The organism is Bordetella genomosp. 8, assembly GCF_002119685.1.
In the GTDB taxonomy this organism is placed as follows: Bacteria; Pseudomonadota; Gammaproteobacteria; order Burkholderiales; family Burkholderiaceae_B; genus Bordetella_C.
Window position 1 is genome coordinate 1435495 of sequence record NZ_CP021108.1, and the last position, 16780, is coordinate 1452274.

Consider the following 16780-nt stretch of genomic DNA (forward strand, 5'->3'; position numbering starts at 1 on the left):
AATCGAAAGCAGGAGATCGACCTTGAATAATTCATTTTCCAAAGTTGCGGTGTGGATGGTGATAGCGCTCGTGCTGTTCACCGTCTTCAAGCAATTCGACGGGCGTACCCAGTCCCAGGACGGCGTCAGCTATACGCAGTTCATGGACGACGCCAAGGCAGGGCGCATCCGCAAGGTCGACGTGCAGGGCGACATGCTCTACGTGACGCCGGATGCCGGCCGTCCGTATACGCTGACGTCGCCGGGCGACCTCTGGATGGTCTCCGACCTGCTCAAGTATGGCGTGCAGGTGTCCGGCAAGGCCCGCGAAGAACAGTCGCTGCTGATGAATATCTTCGTCTCGTGGTTCCCCATGCTGCTGCTGATCGGCGTGTGGATCTTCTTCATGAGACAGATGCAGGGCGGTGGGCGAGGCGGGGCGTTCAGCTTCGGCAAATCGCGCGCGCGCATGCTGGATGAAAACACCAACCAGATTACCTTCTCGGACGTCGCCGGGTGCGACGAAGCCAAGGAAGACGTGCAGGAGCTGGTGGATTTCCTGCGCGATCCCAGCAAGTTCCAGAAGCTGGGCGGCCGCATTCCGCGCGGCGTGCTGATGGTGGGTTCGCCCGGTACCGGCAAGACGCTGCTGGCCAAGGCCATCGCCGGCGAGGCCAAGGTGCCTTTCTTCAGTATTTCCGGTTCGGACTTCGTGGAAATGTTCGTCGGCGTGGGCGCGGCCCGCGTGCGCGACATGTTCGAGAATGCCAAGAAGCACGCCCCCTGCATCATCTTCATCGATGAAATCGACGCGGTGGGCCGCCAGCGTGGCGCCGGCCTGGGCGGCGGCAACGACGAACGCGAACAGACCCTGAACCAGATGCTGGTGGAAATGGACGGCTTCGAGTCCGGCCAGGGCGTCATCGTGATCGCTGCCACGAACCGACCCGACGTGCTGGATCCGGCGCTGCTGCGTCCGGGCCGCTTCGACCGCCAGGTCGTGGTGCCGCTGCCCGATATCCGTGGCCGCGAACAGATCCTGAAAGTGCATATGCGCAAGGTCCCGCTGTCGCCGAACGTGGACGCCTCCGTCCTGGCGCGCGGCACCCCGGGCTTTTCCGGTGCCGACCTGGCCAACCTGGTCAACGAAGCCGCGCTGTTCGCCGCGCGCCGCAACGGCCGCACGGTCGATATGTCGGACTTCGAAAAGGCCAAGGACAAGATCATCATGGGCGCGGAACGCCGCTCCATCGTGATGCCTGAAGAAGAGCGCAAGAACACCGCGTACCACGAGTCCGGCCACGCCATCGTGGCGCGCATGCTGCCCAAGACCGATCCGGTCCACAAGGTCACCATCATCCCGCGTGGCCGTGCCCTGGGCGTCACCATGCAGCTGCCGGAAAGCGACCGCTACAGCATGGACAAGCAGCGCCTGCTGAGCACCATCGCCGTGCTGTTCGGCGGCCGTATCGCCGAAGAGCTGTTCATGGACCAGATGACCACGGGCGCCTCGAACGACTTCGAGCGGGCGACCGCCATCGCGCGCGATATCGTCACCCGCTACGGCATGGACCAGGACCTGGGTCCCATGGTCTACGCGGAAAACGAAGGTGAAGTCTTCCTGGGACGCAGCGTCACCAAGACGACGCACGTGTCCGAAGCCACCATGCAGAAGGTGGACTCGTCGATCCGCCGTATCATCGACGAGCAGTACGACGTCGCGCGCAAGATCCTGGACGGCAATCGCGACAAGGTGGAAGCCATGGCGGCCGCCCTGCTCGAATGGGAAACCATCGATTCCGACCAGATCGAGGACATCATCTCCGGCCGGCCGCCGCGCCCGCCCAAGACCCCGCAGGGTCCGTCCGATACCGCCGACAGTCCGCCCAGCGGGCTGGCTCCCGGCGGCAACAGCACCGCGCCCGCGGTCTGAGGACTCACCCGCGCGACGCGTTATAGATGGCCAATAACTTCCTGTGCGGGCGCTTCGAGTTCGACCTCGAGCGCCCGTTGGTCATGGGCATCGTCAATGTCACGCCGGATTCGTTTTCGGATGGCGGCGAACATGCCACCACCGATGCCGCCATCGCCCATGCCCGCCAATTGGTGGAAGAGGGTGCCCACATCCTGGACATAGGCGGGGAATCGACTCGCCCCGGCGCCGCGCCGGTGTCCGAACAGGACGAACTGGCGCGCGTGCTGCCCTTGATCGAAGGCCTGCGCGATTGCGGCGTCCCGCTTTCCGTCGATACCTTCAAGCCGGCGGTGATGCGCGCGGTGCTGGATGCCGGCGCCGACATGATCAACGACATCTACGGTTTCAGGCAGCCCGGCGCCATCGAGGCCGTCGCCGCGTCGCGCTGCGGGCTCTGCGTGATGCACATGAAGGGCGAGCCGCGCACGATGCAGGAGAAGCCGGAGTACGGCGACCTGCTGGGCGAGATCGGCTTGTTCCTGGGCGCGCGCGCGCAAAAGCTGCGCAGCGCCTGGGTCGATCCGCGTCGCATCGTGCTGGATCCGGGCTTCGGCTTCGGCAAGACGGCGGACCAGAACTATCAATTGGCCCGACGGCTGGGCAGCTTGCGGGTGTCCAGCTATCCCCTGCTGGTCGGCGTCTCGCGCAAGTCGATGATAGGCCATGCCACCGGGCGCGACGTGCAGGGCCGCCTGCCTGGCAGCATCGCCGCGGCATTGGCTTGCGTCGCGCGTGGCGCGGCCATCGTCCGCGTGCACGACGTGGCCGCGACGGTCGATGCCCTCAAAGTGTGGCAAGCTGTCGAGCAGGGGGGGATCCCCATCGATATCCGCAATCCCGTCAGGGAAAGCAGCAAGTAGGCCGGTGAGCAATCCGGCGCTTCGCCATAGGACGGACACACATGAGTACACGTAAATACTTCGGCACGGATGGCGTGCGGGGCGAGGTCGGCGGTCCCGTCATCAATGCGGAGTTCGCCTTGCGGTTGGGGTATGCGGCGGGCAAGGTGCTGGCCCGCGACACGCGCGCCGGCAGCCGCCCCAAGGTATTGATCGGCAAGGACACCCGGATCTCGGGCTACATGCTGGAATCGGCCCTGGAGGCCGGTTTTTCCGCGGCGGGCATCGACGTGCTGCTGGCGGGGCCGCTGCCCACGCCTGCCATCGCCTACCTGACGCGCGTGCTGCGGCAGACTGCCGGCATCGTCATCAGCGCGTCGCACAACCCTTATCACGACAACGGCATCAAGTTCTTTTCGGGTCGCGGCATGAAGCTGCCGGACGACACGGAAGCCGCCATCGAGGCCGCGCTGGACGAACCGCTGGGTTGCGTCAGTTCGGAAGCGCTGGGGCGCGCGCGCCGGCTGGATGACGCCGCCGGACGCTACATCGAGTTCTGCAAAAGCACTTTCCCCAACGATCTGGACCTGAACGGCCTGAGCCTGGTGGTGGACGCCGCTCATGGTGCCGCGTATCACATCGCCCCCCACGTGTTCCGGGAGCTGGGGGCCGACGTGCATGCGGTGGGTGTCCAGCCGGATGGCTTCAATATCAACAAGGGCGTCGGCGCCCTGTATCCCGAGGCCCTGGCGGCGGAAGTGCGCTCGCGTGGCGCGCACCTGGGCATCGCGCTGGACGGCGACGCGGATCGCCTGCAGATGGTCGATGCCAGCGGCCGCATCTACAACGGCGACGAATTGCTCTACGCCATCATCAAGGAACGCATGCAGCGCGGCGCCGTGGCCGGCGCCGTCGGCACGCTGATGACGAATTACGGCCTGGAACGCCGCCTGGAGCAGGTGGGCGTCGGCTTCCATCGCGCCGATGTGGGCGACCGCTATGTCCTGGAGCAGATGCAGGCGCGCGGTTGGCTGTATGGCGGCGAAAGCTCCGGACACCTGATCTGCCTGGATTGCCACACGACGGGCGACGGCATCATCGCGGCGCTGCAGGTCCTGACCGCGTTGCGCCGCAACGACAGCACGCTGGCGGACTGGATCGGCGATCTGCGGATGTACCCGCAGCAGATGATCAACGTTCCGTTGACACCGGGACAGGATTGGAAGTCCCATCCGGGCCTGCAGGCGGCCCAGCGCGAATGCGAAGCGCAACTATCCGGCCGCGGCCGGGTGCTGATTCGTGCGTCCGGTACCGAACCCAAGCTGCGCCTGATGGTCGAAGCGGAAGAGCCATCGCTGGCCATGTCTTGCGCCCAAAGCCTGGCTGCCAGCCTGACGTCAGCTTAGCCTTGTCACCTTTTTTCCGTGCGGTAAAAACCCGCAATTCAAGGCCAGACTCCGACGCACGATGGTTCACAGTCACGTAACATGTCGGTCAAATACCTGACATACATGACGCCCACACTACTCGGACACCTAGGAGTTGGCCGAATGCTTGAACTAGTCCGCATCGACCCCGATCGCACTACCACGCCGGATACGTGGACCAATCCCGCCGCAGGCGGCCTCGTAGTCGGCTTGGCGCGAACCGCGGACGAAATCGAGGAAATCCAGCGCCTGCGCTTCCGTGTGTTCACGGAAGACATGGGCGCCGTGTTCCCCGACGCCCACGACGGCATAGACCAGGATCGCTTCGACGCCTGGTGCGAGCACGTCATGGTGCGCGAGCTGCACACCGGCCGTGTCGTCGGCACCTATCGCCTCTTGACGCCGGAAAACGCCCGTGCGGCCGGCGGTTACTATTCCGAGTCGGAATTCGACCTGTCGGGCCTGGGCCCGGTGCGCGAACGGCTGGTGGAAGCCGGTCGCTCGTGCACCCATCCCGACTACCGCAACGGCGCGGTGATCATGCTGCTGTGGTCGGGTGTCGCGGAGGTCATGCGGCGCGGTGGCTACGACTATCTGCTCGGCTGCGCCAGCGTCAGCCTGCGCGATGACGGCGTCACCGCGGCGGAAGTCTGGCGCGCGGTATCCGGCCATCTGGGCGACATCACGGGGCCTCGCGTGCAGCCGCTGCACCGCTACCCGCTGGAAAAACTCAACAGCACCACGCTGCCGGCCCGCGTGCCGCCGCTGATCAAGGGCTACCTCAAGCTGGGCGCCAGGATCTGCGGCGAACCTGCCTGGGATCCCGACTTCAATGCGGCGGACTTTCCGGTCCTGCTGGAAATGAAGCGCATGGACGAACGGTATCGACGCCACTTCGGCCTGCCGTCGCTGGGGGATGAAGCGGAAGCGGTCGCCCCGGCGCAAGCCACTGGCGCCGCGGTACGCAAGGCGGCCTGACGTACCTGACGTACCTGACGCGCCCGATGCGGGCTGGAATTCGGGTCAGAATTCCAGCAATTCGAAGGAAAAACCCACCTTGCGCCATTCCGATTCTTCGGCGCGCAAGGTGAAGTCGCTGAGCGGATGATCCGCCAGCCAGTCCTGGCGCACCCGTATCACGATCGAGTCGCCGCGCACCGAAACGGTCAGCGGCAGGGTGTCCAGGTCTTCGCGCCGGCGGAACAGCAGTACCGCCAACCGCAGGCACAGGATGGTCAGCCATTCTTCCCGGCTGCGCACCAGCGGTTCCAGCTTGGCGAGCTTGCCATGATGCCCCAGCGCCAGCAGGGCCAGCAGGCGCTGGTCGTCGCGCGAAAATCCCGGCATGTCGGCGTTGCCCAGCACATAGGCGGAATGCTTGTGATAGTCGTTGTGCGCGATCGACAGGCCGATCTCATGCAGGTCGGCGGCCCAGCCGAGGGCGTGCTCCAGTTCGCGGCGTTCGGAGCTGTCCTTGATGCCGGCTTCCTGGAACAGGGTCAGCGCGGCGCGGCGCACGCGCGCGGCCTGGTTGACGTCGATGTGGTAGCGCTTCATGAACTGCCGCACCGATTCGTCGCGCTTGTCATGCTGGTCGTCTCGGCCCAGCAGGTCGTACAGCACCCCAAGGCGCAGGGCGCCATCGCCGGTGTGCATGACGTCGATGTTCAGTTCGTCGAACAGGGCGCTCATGATCGCGAGCCCGCCGGGCAGCACGTCGGCGCGTTCGACCTTGATGCCGGGCAGTTCCGACGGGATGACGCGGCCCGAGCGGACGATGCGGTCCTTGAGCTTGTTCAGCCCGGCGCGCGTGATGCCCCGGTCGGAGAAGCCGCATTCGGTCAGGATGGCGTACAAGGCCTTGGCCGTGCCGGAGGAGCCGTAGGCTTCCTTCCAGCCCATCTTGCGGTACTGCTTGGCGATGACTTCGGCTTCGCGGCGGGCGGCCAGTTCGGCCAGTTTCATCTGATGGGCATCGACGACGCCGTCGCGGAAGAACTGGCGGCTGTAGCTGACGCAGCCCATGTACAGCGAGGACATCAGGCCGGGTTCGTAGGCCTTGCCGATGATGACTTCGGTGGATCCGCCGCCGATGTCGATCACCAGGCGCTTGTTGGGCGACGGGGGCAGGGTGTGGACCACGCCGGAGAAAATCAGGCGCGCTTCTTCCCGGCCGGCGATGACTTCGATGGGAAACCCCAGCGCCGCTTCCGCGCGGGGCAGGAATTCGGCCGTATTGCGCGCCACGCGGAAGGTATTGGTAGCCACGGCGCGCACGCGGCTGGGATGGAAACTGCGCAGCCTTTCGCCGAAGCGTTCCAGCACTTCGATGGCGCGTTCCACGGCGTCCCGCGACAGGCGCTTGTCGGCGTCCAGGCCGGCGGCCAGGCGCACCGTTTCCTTCAGCCGGTCGATCTGGTAGATCTGCGCCGCGCCTTCCTGCTGGACGACGCGTCCTATGGACAGGCGGAAGCTGTTTGAACCCAGGTCGACGGCGGCCAGTAGATGATCCATGCGGCGGAAAGCGAGAAAGCGGGGGACGCGCCATTATAGAGAGCTGTGACTTGGCCCATGGTCGCATGGGGCGGAAATTCGGCGTAGCCTTGCAGGGTTGGATACCAACTTGTCATGGAATGGTCATAAAACTGACGTAAAACCGCCCGCTGAAATCAAAAAATCAAAGATACGGACTCCGAATGACATCGAACGTGGCTTCTCCTCCCCTGTTCTTGAACCGGGAACTGTCACTGCTCAAGTTCAACGAGCGCGTCCTGGCCATGGCGGAAAACCCGGCGACGCCCTTGCTGGAACGGCTGCGCTATGTGTGCATCGTCAGCTCGAATCTGGACGAATTCTTTGAAATCCGTATTTCCAGTCTCAAGGAACAGCAGCGCCAGACGCCCAATCTGGTGGGCGCGGACGGCCTGACGCCGGGCGAAGCCTATGCGCAGGTGCAGGCCGCCGCGCACATCCTGGTGGATCGCCAGTACGACCTGCTGAACGACGAGATACTGCCCCGGCTGCACGAGCACGGTATCGCGCTGCACCACGCGTCCGAATGGGACGAGGCGCAGCAGGCGTGGGCGCGCGAAACCTTCCATCGCGACGTCATGCCGCTGCTGACCCCGATCGGGCTGGATCCCGCGCATCCGTTCCCGCGCGTGTACAACAAGAGCCTGAACTTCATCGTGGCCTTGCGCGGCGTCGACGCCTTCGGGCGCAAGGCCTCCATCGCCATCGTGCAGGCGCCGCGGGCGCTTCCGCGCCTGATCGCCATGCCGGAAGCGCTGTCCGGCCAGCCCAACGGCTACGTGCTGCTGACCTCGCTGATGCGGGCCTTCGTGGGAGAGCTGTTCCCCGGGCTGGAAATGCAGGGATGCTATCAATGGCGCGTGACGCGCAACAGCGACCTGTTCGTCGACGAGGAAGAAGTCACCAACCTGCGGCAGGCGCTGCAGGGCGAGCTGTCGCAGCGCAATTTCGGTTCGGCCGTGCGGCTGGAGATCGACAAGCTGACGCCGCCGGAGCTGGAAACCTTCCTGCAGCGTGAGTTCTCGCTGTCCGCCACCGACACCTACCGCGTCAATGGGCCGGTGAATCTGTCGCGGCTGATGCAGCTCTGCAATGTCCCCGATCAGCCGGGCCTGCTGTTTCCCGAATATCGGGCGCCCGTGCCGGCGCCCTTCAACCAGCCCGCCGTCGATCCCGCCACCCTGTTCGCGGCCATCGCCGCGGGCGACCGCTTGCTGCACCATCCCTATCAGTCCTTCCAGCCGGTGATCGACTTCCTGACCGCCGCGGCGCTGGATCCGGACGTGATGGCGATCAAGCAGACCATCTACCGTACCGGCGAGGACTCCGAGCTCATGCAGATCCTGCTGGCGGCAGCACGTGCCGGCAAGGAAGTGACGGTGGTCGTCGAGCTGATGGCGCGCTTCGACGAGCAGACCAATATCAACTGGGCGGCGCGGCTGGAAGAGGTCGGCGCCCATGTGGTGTACGGGGTGGTGGGCCACAAGACCCACGCCAAGATGGCCGTGGTCCTGCGGCGGGAGCAGGGGCGGCTGCGCCGCTACGCCCACCTGGGCACCGGCAATTACCACCCCCGCACCGCGCGGCTATATACGGATTTCGGCCTGCTGACGGCCGATCCGGCCATCTGCGAGGACATGGACAAGGTGTTCGCGCAGCTGACGGGGCTGGGCGCGCGCCGCGCGTTGAAGTCCCTGCTGCAGTCGCCGTTCACCTTGCACGAAAGCATGGTGGCGCTGATCCGCGCCGAGGCGCGGGCGGCGCGCGAAGGCCGCAAGGCCCGCATCATGGCCAAGATGAACTCGCTGCTGGAAACCGGCGTCATCGAGGAGCTTTACGAGGCCAGCCAGGCCGGGGTCAAGATCGACCTGATCGTGCGCGGGGTCTGCGCCCTGCGCGGCGGCGTCCGCGGCCTGTCGGAGAACATCCGGGTGCGGTCCATTGTCGGGCGCTTCCTGGAGCATTCGCGGGTGTTCTATTTCCATGCCGACGGCCAGGAAACGGTGTATCTGTCGTCCGCCGACTGGATGGACCGCAATTTCTTCCGCCGGGTGGAAATCGCCTTCCCCGTCCAGGACAAGGCCTTGAAAAAAAGGGTCATAGACGAGGCCTTTACCTATGCCTTGCGCGACAACCAGTTGGCCTGGCAGCAGCAGCCGGACGGCGACTACGTCCGCGTGCGCAGCCGCGCGGCGGCCTTCAACCTGCACGAGTACCTGATGGGCAAGCTCGGCAACGGGGCGGCGTGATTATCACCCGGGTCAAATTGTCGTGTGACCGGTATTTGACTGTCACTAGCTTGTCATTTTCGGTGCTTAAGATGCCGGGCATGACGACATTGGGGCGGCAGGACTCACAGCAGTGCTGACCCGGCCCACGGTCATTTACCCCCGACGATAAGGAAATCCCAATGCGTGTGTTCAAGCAGATCTCCCTGGGCATCGCCCTGAGCGCTGCGGTTTTCGCCGTGCAGGCCGCCGACATCACCGGTGCTGGCGCCTCCTTCCCGTACCCCGTCTACGCCAAGTGGGCGTCGGACTACAAGGCGGCCACGGGCACCGCGGTGAACTATCAATCCATCGGTTCGGGCGGCGGCCAGCAGCAGATCATCGCCAAGACCGTGGACTTCGGCGCGTCGGATGATCCGATGAGCGGTGCCGACCTGGACAAGAACGGCCTGCTGCAATTCCCGGCCGTGATCGGCGGCACGGTCGCCGTGGTGAACATCGACGGCATCCAGGCTGGCCAATTGAAGCTGTCCGGCCCGGTGCTGGCCGACATCTTCCAGGGCAAGATCAAGAAGTGGAACGACGCCCAGATTACGGCGATGAACCCCGACGTCAAGCTGCCGTCGGCCGACATCATCGTGGTGCACCGTTCGGACGGCTCGGGCACGACCTTCGGCTGGACCAACTACCTGTCCAAGGTGTCGGCCGACTGGAAGGCGCAAGTCGGTGAAGGCAAGGCCGTCAAGTGGCCCGTGGGCCAGGGCGGCAAGGGCAACGAAGGCGTGTCCGCCTACGTCGGCCAGCTGAAGAACTCCATCGGCTACGTCGAATACGCCTACGCCAAGCAGAACAAGCTGGCCTGGACGCAGCTGAAGAACGACGCCGGCAAGTTCGTGCAGCCCGAGCAGGCGGCCTTCGCCGCCGCCGCCGCCAATGCCGACTGGAAGAGCGCGCCCGGCATGGGCGTGGTGCTGACCAACGAGCCGGGCGACAAGTCCTGGCCCGTGACGTCGGCCACCTTCATCCTGGTGCACAAGTCCCAGGACAAGCCCGCCCAAGGCGAGGCCGTGCTGAAGTTCTTCGACTGGGCCTTCAAGAGCGGCCAGCAGTCCGCCACCGCGCTGGACTACGTGCCCCTGCCCGACGCCGTGACGACGCAGATCCGCGCTTCGTGGAGCCAGATCAAGTCGGCTGACGGCAAGGCTGTCTGGAAGTAAAGCGGTTCCCCGAAAGGCCCGGGCACTGTCGCCCGGGCCTTTGTCCCCCCCAAGGAAAGCCCATCCATGAGCGCGGTAGTGGATAATAATGTGCCGATTCCGCACGAAGCGGAAGTCTCCGCACTACACGGCACACCCTCCCCAATGAAGCAAAACAACAACGCGCTGATGGATGCGCTGTTCAGGAACCTGACGCGTCTGTTCGCCTTCCTGGTATTCAGCCTGCTGGCGGCGGTACTGATTTCCTTGATCTACGGCAGCCGCGAGACCCTGTCCCAATACGGGCTGTCGTTTCTCTTCACCAATGACTGGGATCCGGTCAAGCGCAACTTCGGCGCCGTGGTGCCTATCTACGGCACGCTGGCGACGTCCATCATCGCGCTGCTGATCGCCGTGCCGGTCTCGTTCGGCATCGCCATCTTCCTGACCGAGCTGTCGCCCACCTGGCTGCGCCGTCCTTTGGGTACGGCCATCGAAATGCTGGCGGCGATCCCGTCCATCATCTACGGCATGTGGGGCCTGTTCGTCTTCGTGCCGGTGTTCCAGCAGTACGTGCAGCCCACCCTGATCGATGTGCTGGGCAGCATTCCGCTGATCGGCGGCTGGTTCGCCGGCCCGCCGTTCGGCATCGGCATCTTCACCGCCGGACTGATCTTGTCCATCATGATCATTCCCTTCATCACGGCCGTCATGCGCGACGTGTTCGAGCTGGTGCCGCCGATGCTGAAGGAGTCCGCCTACGGCCTGGGCAGCACCACCTGGGAAGTCATGTGGAAGGTGGTCCTGCCGTTCACCAAGTCCGGCGTCATCGGCGGCGTCATGCTGGGGCTGGGCCGGGCGCTGGGCGAAACCATGGCGGTGACCTTCGTCATCGGGAATTCGTTCTCGTTGAACAGTTCGCTGTTTTCGCCCGGCAACTCCATCGCTTCCGCGCTGGCCAACGAGTTCAACGAAGCGGGCGGCATACAGAAGTCCGCGCTGCTGGAACTGGGCCTGGTGCTGTTCATCATCACTACCATCGTCCTCGCGCTGTCGAAGCTGCTGCTGGTTCGGCTGTCGCTGCAGGAAGGCAAGAAAAACTGAGGCGTCCGGAAATCGTCATGGCCGTATCCGTCATCAATATGCAGAACGCCATCTACCGGCGCCGCAGTGTCGTCAACAAGGTCATGCTGACCCTGTCGATGGCGGCGCTGGTGTTCGGCCTGTTCTGGCTGTTCTGGATCATCGTCACGCTGCTGGTGAAGGGCGGCGCCGCGATCTCGTTCACGTTGTTCACCGAAATCACGCCGCCGCCGGGACAGGCGGGCGGGCTGATCAACGCCATCACCGGCAGCCTGCTGATGGTCGGCGTGGGCACCCTGATCGGCACGCCGGTCGGCATCCTGGCCGGCACCTACCTGGCCGAATATGGCCGCAGCGGATGGCTGGCGCCCGCCACGCGCTTCCTGAACGACGTGCTGCTGTCGGCGCCGTCCATCATCATCGGCCTGTTCATCTATGCCGTGTACGTCGCCCAGGTAGGCCACTACTCGGGCTGGGCGGGCTCGCTGGCGCTGGCCATCCTGGTGGTGCCGGTGGTGGTCCGCACGACCGACAACATGTTGCTGCTGGTGCCGAACGGCCTGCGCGAAGCCACCGCCGCGTTGGGCTGCCCCAAGTGGCGCATGATCACCATGGTGTGCTATCGCGCCGCTCGGTCGGGCATCATGACCGGCGTGCTGCTGGCCATCGCCCGCATCTCCGGCGAAACCGCGCCGCTGCTGTTCACCGCGCTTTCCAACCAGTTCATGTCGCTGAACATGAACGCACCCATGGCCAACCTGCCGGTAGTGATCTACCAGTTCGCGGCCAGCCCGTTCAAGGAATGGAACAACCTGGCCTGGGCCGGCGCCGGCTTGATCACCCTGGTCGTCCTGGCGATCAACATCGTCGCCCGCAACATGTTCCGCAAGTCCTGACCCGACCGACCTGATCCGCCGCTCGCGCCGCTGGCGCGGCCTTGGGAAACAATATGGAAAACACCGCACAATCCACCACCTCGAAGCTCGAGGTCAAGAACCTGAACTTCTACTACGGCAAGTTCCACGCGATCCGCAACGTGAACATGTCGATCCGGGAAAAGAAGGTCACCGCCTTCATCGGCCCGTCGGGCTGCGGCAAGTCGACGCTGCTGCGCACGTTCAACCGCATGTTCGAGCTGTATCCCGGCCAGCGCGCGGAAGGCGAAATCCTGCTGGACGGCGAGAACCTGCTGACCACCAAGACGGATATCTCGCTCATCCGCGCCAAGGTCGGCATGGTGTTCCAGAAGCCGACGCCGTTCCCCATGAGCATCTACGACAACATTGCCTTCGGCGTGCGCCTGTTCGAGCGCCTGAGCAAGGGCGAAATGGACGAGCGCGTGGAATGGGCGCTGACCAAGGCCGCCCTGTGGAACGAGGTCAAGGACAAGATCCATCAAAGCGGCAACAGTTTGTCCGGCGGCCAGCAGCAGCGCCTGTGCATCGCGCGCGGCGTCGCCATCAAACCCGAGGTGCTGTTGCTGGACGAGCCGTGCTCGGCGCTGGATCCGATTTCCACCGCCAAGATCGAGGAACTGATCGCCGAACTCAAGAACGAGTACACGGTGGTGATCGTGACGCACAACATGCAGCAGGCGGCCCGCTGCTCGGACTACACCGCCTACATGTACCTGGGCGAATTGATGGAATTCGGCGATACCGACCAGATCTTCGTCAAGCCGCGCCGCAAGGAAACGGAAGACTACATCACCGGCCGCTTCGGCTGAGTCCCCGCCTCCCGCAATGCAAGGGGCCGCCTTCGCGGCCCTTTGCGTTTGGCGCCCAGGACGCGTGTCGTGCACGTGCGGGCGTTTTGATGCGTGGGTTTGCGCCACCGTACCAGAATTGGTCCGCCGCTATACAATCCGCACACCGCGGGGCGGCGGCGTCCGTCCGCGCCGGGCCGGCCTGGAATCGCGCGGCCGCTGGGAGACAGGAGTCATTGAATGCGCTGGCGCTATGAAGATATAGGAAAACGGGTAAAGGCCTTCCGCATGGCGTCGGGCCTGAGCGCCGACGAGGTCGCCCAGAAAATCGGGATCTCGCGCACCGCGCTCTACCGTGTGGAAAAGGGCGAGATCGCCAAGGTCGACACGCTGGAGCGCCTGTCGGACCTGCTGGATGTCTCCATGCCGACGCTGCTGGGCGTAGGCATCGAATACATGGCCTCGGCGGTCAGCTATTTCGAGCGCACGCGGCAACTGGAAGAAGGCGCCGACCAGATCATCGTGCTGGCGGGGCCTGTTTCCTTCCTGCTGGCGTCCGACGAGTTCAACGGCAACCTGGAACAGGTGCTGCGCGAGAGCGTCCCGGAAGACGCGCCGCGCCGCAAGCGTACGCTGGCGGATATCGACCTGATCATGGAGATCCTGCGTGAGCGCAAGCGCACCTATATGCGGCGGCGTCCCAGCATCGTCAACCTGATCTCGGCCGAGCAGATCAAGCGTTTCCTGAACGGTGGACTGCTGGGGCGGGGAGATCTGCCCGAGAAAACCTTGCAGGAACGGCACGCGGCCACCCGCGCGGAAATCGAACACCTGGCCGGCTTGATCGAGGCCGACAACCTGGGCGTGCAGGTCGGGATCGTCACGGATACCCTGCCGCTGAACGGATTCCAGATATTCCGCCAGGCGGAGCGCAGTACGCTCACCATCAGTCCTTTCCGCCTGGGCGCGCAGCCCAATATCCGGGTGGGCGTGGCGATGTTGACCTCGGCGCCCGAGGCGCTGAAGCTGCATGACCAGATCGTCAAGGACGCGTGGAAGACGGCGCTGAAGGGGAGTGCCGCGGTGGACTATCTGCGTGCCTTGCTGGATGCCGACCCGGCCGGGCCGGGGCGCGCCGCGAAGGATGGCGTATCGAGCGCGTCCGCCAAAGCCAACAGGCGCTAGGCGTCGGGCAGCGCCAGGACAGGATTCATCACAGCCGTCCAGTGCGACCAGCAGCGCATGATGGGATCGGGCCGCAGCGTGCCGGCCAGGTTCTGTTCCTGTTCGCTGAGCACCTGTACGGGGCCCAGCGCGGCGGCGCGTATCTGGCTGGCGGCATCCGCGCAGCCATGCACCGTGCGGAAGATGCATTCATGCAGGTCGCGTCCCGCCACGGTAGCGCCATGCCGGCGCATCAGCACCGTCCACCAGGGCCCCAGCGCGCGCGCCAGCGAGTCGCCTTCGGCCTGCGTGACCACCAGCAGCCGCGTATCGCCGAATTCGTCGCGGCTGTCCCAGTAGGGCACTTGCGCGCCCATGGCGGCGCCCGTCTGGCAGCTCGGCTTCAACGAGGCGCCCGTTTGCGCGAAGGGCATGATGGCTGGCGAATGGTGATGGCACACGGCGCCGACGTCGGGACGGGCGCGGAAGATGGCGCTGTGGATGATGCGCTCGGAAAACAGCCCGGCCGGGGTGGGTTCGACCGGCTCCGCGTTCATGTCGTATTCGATGATGTCGTCGGGGGTCACGCGGCTGGGCGCGCCGGCGACGGGCAGCAGGAAACGGTCGGGGCGATCGGGATGCCGCACGCTGACGTGGCCGAACGCGTCCATCGCGCCTTGGTCCACCAGCAGGCGATGCGCCAACGCCAGGTCGCGTTTCAGGGATTTCAGGTCAGTGGTCATGTGCGTTGCTCCTTCCCGGGAAAATACCATATTTGGAACTTGTGCCGTATTGGGAACAAACCCTTGTTGCCCTGGGGAAAGGGCGCCATGCGTCGCGGCATGAGAAAGGGCGACGGTCATCTCGGGTACAATGCAGGCCCGTTCGGAATGCCGGACGGCCCGTCGGGGCGTAGCGCAGCCTGGTAGCGCATCTGCTTTGGGAGCAGAGGGTCGCGAGTTCGAATCCCGCCGCCCCGACCATTTGAATCGGCGTCTTGTAGACCGGTAAGAACGGTTTGGACCCCCCTTTTATTGATGGTGCACTCTACGGTGTCTCGTGTTTACCAGGGGTTTTGAAGTCTCCTGGCCCCTAAGCCTCGGTTGGTGCACTACCGGGCCGTTTAGCGGCTGAAACACCTCGGCGTAGGGCCATGCCCTGAGGTAAAATAGAGGTCTCTAAGGAGCCTAATATGGACTCTAATTTCCTCTCTTGGCAGCGGCACCGAGCAGTAGAAAACGCCGTAGCGAGCCAGCGGTTGGAAGACCTGGAGGTCGATGCGGAAACCATCGCTGACATGCACCGCATCGCTGATGGCGAAGTGACCACCGAAGAGATAGTTGAAAAGGTGAAACGGCGAGCTCTCGCCGGTGAATTTGGTATCTAACCGGCCATTTGGGCCGGTTTTTTTTTGGTCTCGCGATGGCTAAGTACCCGACGGATAGGTCAGATCCGTACACCGATCAACAGTCTGGCGTGCTGCGGAACGTTTGAATATCGCAAGCCAAGATGCGCTCGATAGGACCGAAGCCGCACTCGCTGCGTTGCGTTCAAATGAGCTGCGTGCGGAGCCAATCGTTGGGAAATTCGATCTGGCGCATCTGCAGGCCATACACCGGCACCTGTTCAAGGACATTTACGCATGGGCCGGTGATATTCGGTCCGTCGACATCACCAAAGGCTCAACAAGATTCGCGAGTCATGAACAGATTGTCAGCTACGCACCGCAAATCACAAGGAAGTTGGCACAAGAACAGTTCCTCAAGGGCTTAACGCCTTCCATTTTCAGTGCACGCGCTGGGCACTACTTGGGCGAATTGAACGTGTTGCATCCCTTTCGCGAGGGCAACGGGCGTTCGATTCGAGAATTCATCGGCCAATTGGCGCGCGGAGCCGGCTACGACATTGATTGGCGTGCCATCGAGCGTGATGAAATGACGCAGGCGGCCATAGAGGCGTATCACGGCGATTCTTCGAGAATGGCCAGGCTGATCCAAAGCAATCTGCAAGATCCCGAGCGCGCGTATGTGCTCGACCTGGTCGCGGCGACCTATGGCCACGACGTTCAGCTCGTTCGAGCTGAGGCCGGACACACCTATGCCGGCGCGGTGTTGGGACTGACAGAGCGATACGTAGTACAGGCCGCGACGGAGCACGTGAAGGAGATCGTCCTGCATAACCGGCGAGCTCTCTCCGGGCTTGCCGGGGTCGCTCCTGGTTCCGTGGTCGATATCCGGTATCCTCATGGCGCCGTCGGCATAGTGGATATGCATAGCGGCGACTCTGCGCCATCTCATGACACCCAACGCGACATGGCGCGGGACCACAGAAGAGACTTGGACCGCTAAACCTTGGTTAACCGCTGCGGCATCACCGACATGGCTGCGCGCCGAAATTGAATCTCCTCGCGCCATGACTGAAATGTTCGGGTTGTCGATGGATGCTGGCGAACGTCGCATCCAGCCGGTAGCGGAAGATCGCAAAGGTCAGCTACCGACCCTGAAAAGACATCCGCTGTCTTGATCTCGCTGCCACAGAGCTGACAGATCAAACTGGGAAAATACGCCCTGTCGCCGGGGGAAGTGGTGAGCATTCGTCTGGCAGTGACAGGCGCGATATCGGGCGTTAAGAAAGCGAGCAGCGTGCGGGTAG

The 16780-nt window shown here is 64.1% G+C and carries 14 protein-coding genes and 1 tRNA gene; 13 read left to right on the plus strand and 2 right to left on the minus strand.

What is annotated here, in order from left to right:
• Positions 1-22 precede the first annotated feature (22 nt).
• The 4 genes from ftsH (at position 23) to CAL12_RS06565 (ending at position 5198) form a co-directional block, all read left to right on the plus strand.
• Positions 23-1912, plus strand: a complete 1890-nt coding sequence (gene ftsH, locus CAL12_RS06550; protein WP_086063752.1) for an ATP-dependent zinc metalloprotease FtsH — start codon at positions 23-25, stop codon at positions 1910-1912.
• A gap of 26 nt (positions 1913-1938) precedes the next feature.
• On the plus strand, positions 1939-2814 hold the full coding sequence (folP, locus tag CAL12_RS06555) for a dihydropteroate synthase (protein ID WP_086063753.1): 876 nt from the start codon (positions 1939-1941) through the stop codon (positions 2812-2814).
• A 41-nt stretch (positions 2815-2855) separates the two neighbouring features.
• Positions 2856-4199 carry a phosphoglucosamine mutase gene (gene glmM / locus CAL12_RS06560; protein WP_086063754.1) on the plus strand — a complete coding sequence of 448 codons (1344 nt, stop codon included), beginning with the start codon at positions 2856-2858 and terminating at the stop codon, positions 4197-4199.
• Between the two features lie 144 nt (positions 4200-4343).
• Positions 4344-5198, plus strand: coding sequence for a GNAT family N-acetyltransferase (locus CAL12_RS06565; protein ID WP_086063755.1), 855 nt, complete (start codon positions 4344-4346; stop codon positions 5196-5198).
• 45 nt (positions 5199-5243) lie between these two features.
• Here CAL12_RS06565 and ppx read toward each other — a convergent pair whose 3' ends face one another.
• Positions 5244-6734: an exopolyphosphatase gene (gene ppx / locus CAL12_RS06570; protein ID WP_086063756.1), complete on the minus strand. Its 1491-nt coding sequence runs from the start codon at positions 6732-6734 to the stop codon at positions 5244-5246.
• Positions 6735-6916: 182 nt separating this feature from the next.
• Between ppx and ppk1 the strand changes: the two genes are divergently transcribed.
• The 6 genes from ppk1 to CAL12_RS06600 all read left to right on the plus strand — a co-directional run bounded on the left by ppk1 (position 6917) and on the right by CAL12_RS06600 (position 14149).
• Complete coding sequence (gene ppk1 / locus CAL12_RS06575) at positions 6917-9001, plus strand: polyphosphate kinase 1 (protein ID WP_086063757.1); 2085 nt, start codon at positions 6917-6919, stop codon at positions 8999-9001.
• Positions 9002-9162: 161 nt separating this feature from the next.
• Positions 9163-10197 (plus strand): phosphate ABC transporter substrate-binding protein PstS, encoded by a 1035-nt coding sequence (gene pstS, locus CAL12_RS06580; protein ID WP_420042758.1) that lies wholly within the window; start codon positions 9163-9165, stop codon positions 10195-10197.
• 66 nt (positions 10198-10263) lie between these two features.
• Positions 10264-11280, plus strand: coding sequence for a phosphate ABC transporter permease subunit PstC (gene pstC / locus CAL12_RS06585; protein WP_086063759.1), 1017 nt, complete (start codon positions 10264-10266; stop codon positions 11278-11280).
• Between the two features lie 17 nt (positions 11281-11297).
• On the plus strand, positions 11298-12155 hold the full coding sequence (gene pstA, locus CAL12_RS06590) for a phosphate ABC transporter permease PstA (protein ID WP_086063760.1): 858 nt from the start codon (positions 11298-11300) through the stop codon (positions 12153-12155).
• 53 nt (positions 12156-12208) lie between these two features.
• Positions 12209-12985 carry a phosphate ABC transporter ATP-binding protein PstB gene (gene pstB / locus CAL12_RS06595; protein WP_086063761.1) on the plus strand — a complete coding sequence of 259 codons (777 nt, stop codon included), beginning with the start codon at positions 12209-12211 and terminating at the stop codon, positions 12983-12985.
• A gap of 219 nt (positions 12986-13204) precedes the next feature.
• The gene (locus CAL12_RS06600; protein WP_086063762.1) at positions 13205-14149 is read left to right on the plus strand and encodes a helix-turn-helix domain-containing protein; all 945 of its coding nucleotides are present in this window, start codon (positions 13205-13207) and stop codon (positions 14147-14149) included.
• Here CAL12_RS06600 and CAL12_RS06605 read toward each other — a convergent pair.
• Positions 14146-14871: a class II aldolase/adducin family protein gene (locus CAL12_RS06605; RefSeq protein WP_157792907.1), complete on the minus strand. Its 726-nt coding sequence runs from the start codon at positions 14869-14871 to the stop codon at positions 14146-14148. The two genes, CAL12_RS06600 and CAL12_RS06605, sit on opposite strands and share 4 nt — an antisense overlap.
• 163 nt (positions 14872-15034) lie before the next feature.
• On the opposite strand from CAL12_RS06605, the gene CAL12_RS06610 reads away from it, so the two are divergent.
• The 3 genes from CAL12_RS06610 to CAL12_RS06620 all read left to right on the plus strand — a co-directional run bounded on the left by CAL12_RS06610 (position 15035) and on the right by CAL12_RS06620 (position 16476).
• Positions 15035-15111 (plus strand) — tRNA-Pro (locus tag CAL12_RS06610).
• A gap of 209 nt (positions 15112-15320) precedes the next feature.
• The gene (locus CAL12_RS06615) at positions 15321-15515 is read left to right on the plus strand and encodes an antitoxin VbhA family protein (protein WP_086063764.1); all 195 of its coding nucleotides are present in this window, start codon (positions 15321-15323) and stop codon (positions 15513-15515) included.
• A gap of 103 nt (positions 15516-15618) precedes the next feature.
• Positions 15619-16476 carry a Fic/DOC family protein gene (locus tag CAL12_RS06620; RefSeq protein ID WP_198298395.1) on the plus strand — a complete coding sequence of 286 codons (858 nt, stop codon included), beginning with the start codon at positions 15619-15621 and terminating at the stop codon, positions 16474-16476.
• The last annotated feature ends 304 nt before the right edge of the window (positions 16477-16780 follow it).

Excerpts from the sequence above, each read along its gene's own strand:
- pstA (WP_086063760.1), top strand. The coding sequence starts at position 11,298 with ATGGCCGTATCCGTCATCAATATGCAGAACGCCATCTACCGGCGCCGC.
- CAL12_RS06615 (WP_086063764.1), top strand. The coding sequence starts at position 15,321 with ATGGACTCTAATTTCCTCTCTTGGCAGCGGCACCGAGCAGTAGAAAAC.
- ppx (WP_086063756.1), bottom strand. The coding sequence starts at position 6,734 with ATGGATCATCTACTGGCCGCCGTCGACCTGGGTTCAAACAGCTTCCGC.
- CAL12_RS06565 (WP_086063755.1), top strand. The coding sequence starts at position 4,344 with ATGCTTGAACTAGTCCGCATCGACCCCGATCGCACTACCACGCCGGAT.
- folP (WP_086063753.1), top strand. The coding sequence starts at position 1,939 with ATGGCCAATAACTTCCTGTGCGGGCGCTTCGAGTTCGACCTCGAGCGC.
- CAL12_RS06605 (WP_157792907.1), bottom strand. The coding sequence starts at position 14,871 with ATGACCACTGACCTGAAATCCCTGAAACGCGACCTGGCGTTGGCGCAT.
- CAL12_RS06600 (WP_086063762.1), top strand. The coding sequence starts at position 13,205 with ATGCGCTGGCGCTATGAAGATATAGGAAAACGGGTAAAGGCCTTCCGC.
- pstS (WP_420042758.1), top strand. The coding sequence starts at position 9,163 with ATGCGTGTGTTCAAGCAGATCTCCCTGGGCATCGCCCTGAGCGCTGCG.
- pstB (WP_086063761.1), top strand. The coding sequence starts at position 12,209 with ATGGAAAACACCGCACAATCCACCACCTCGAAGCTCGAGGTCAAGAAC.
- glmM (WP_086063754.1), top strand. The coding sequence starts at position 2,856 with ATGAGTACACGTAAATACTTCGGCACGGATGGCGTGCGGGGCGAGGTC.
- pstC (WP_086063759.1), top strand. The coding sequence starts at position 10,264 with ATGAGCGCGGTAGTGGATAATAATGTGCCGATTCCGCACGAAGCGGAA.
- ppk1 (WP_086063757.1), top strand. The coding sequence starts at position 6,917 with ATGACATCGAACGTGGCTTCTCCTCCCCTGTTCTTGAACCGGGAACTG.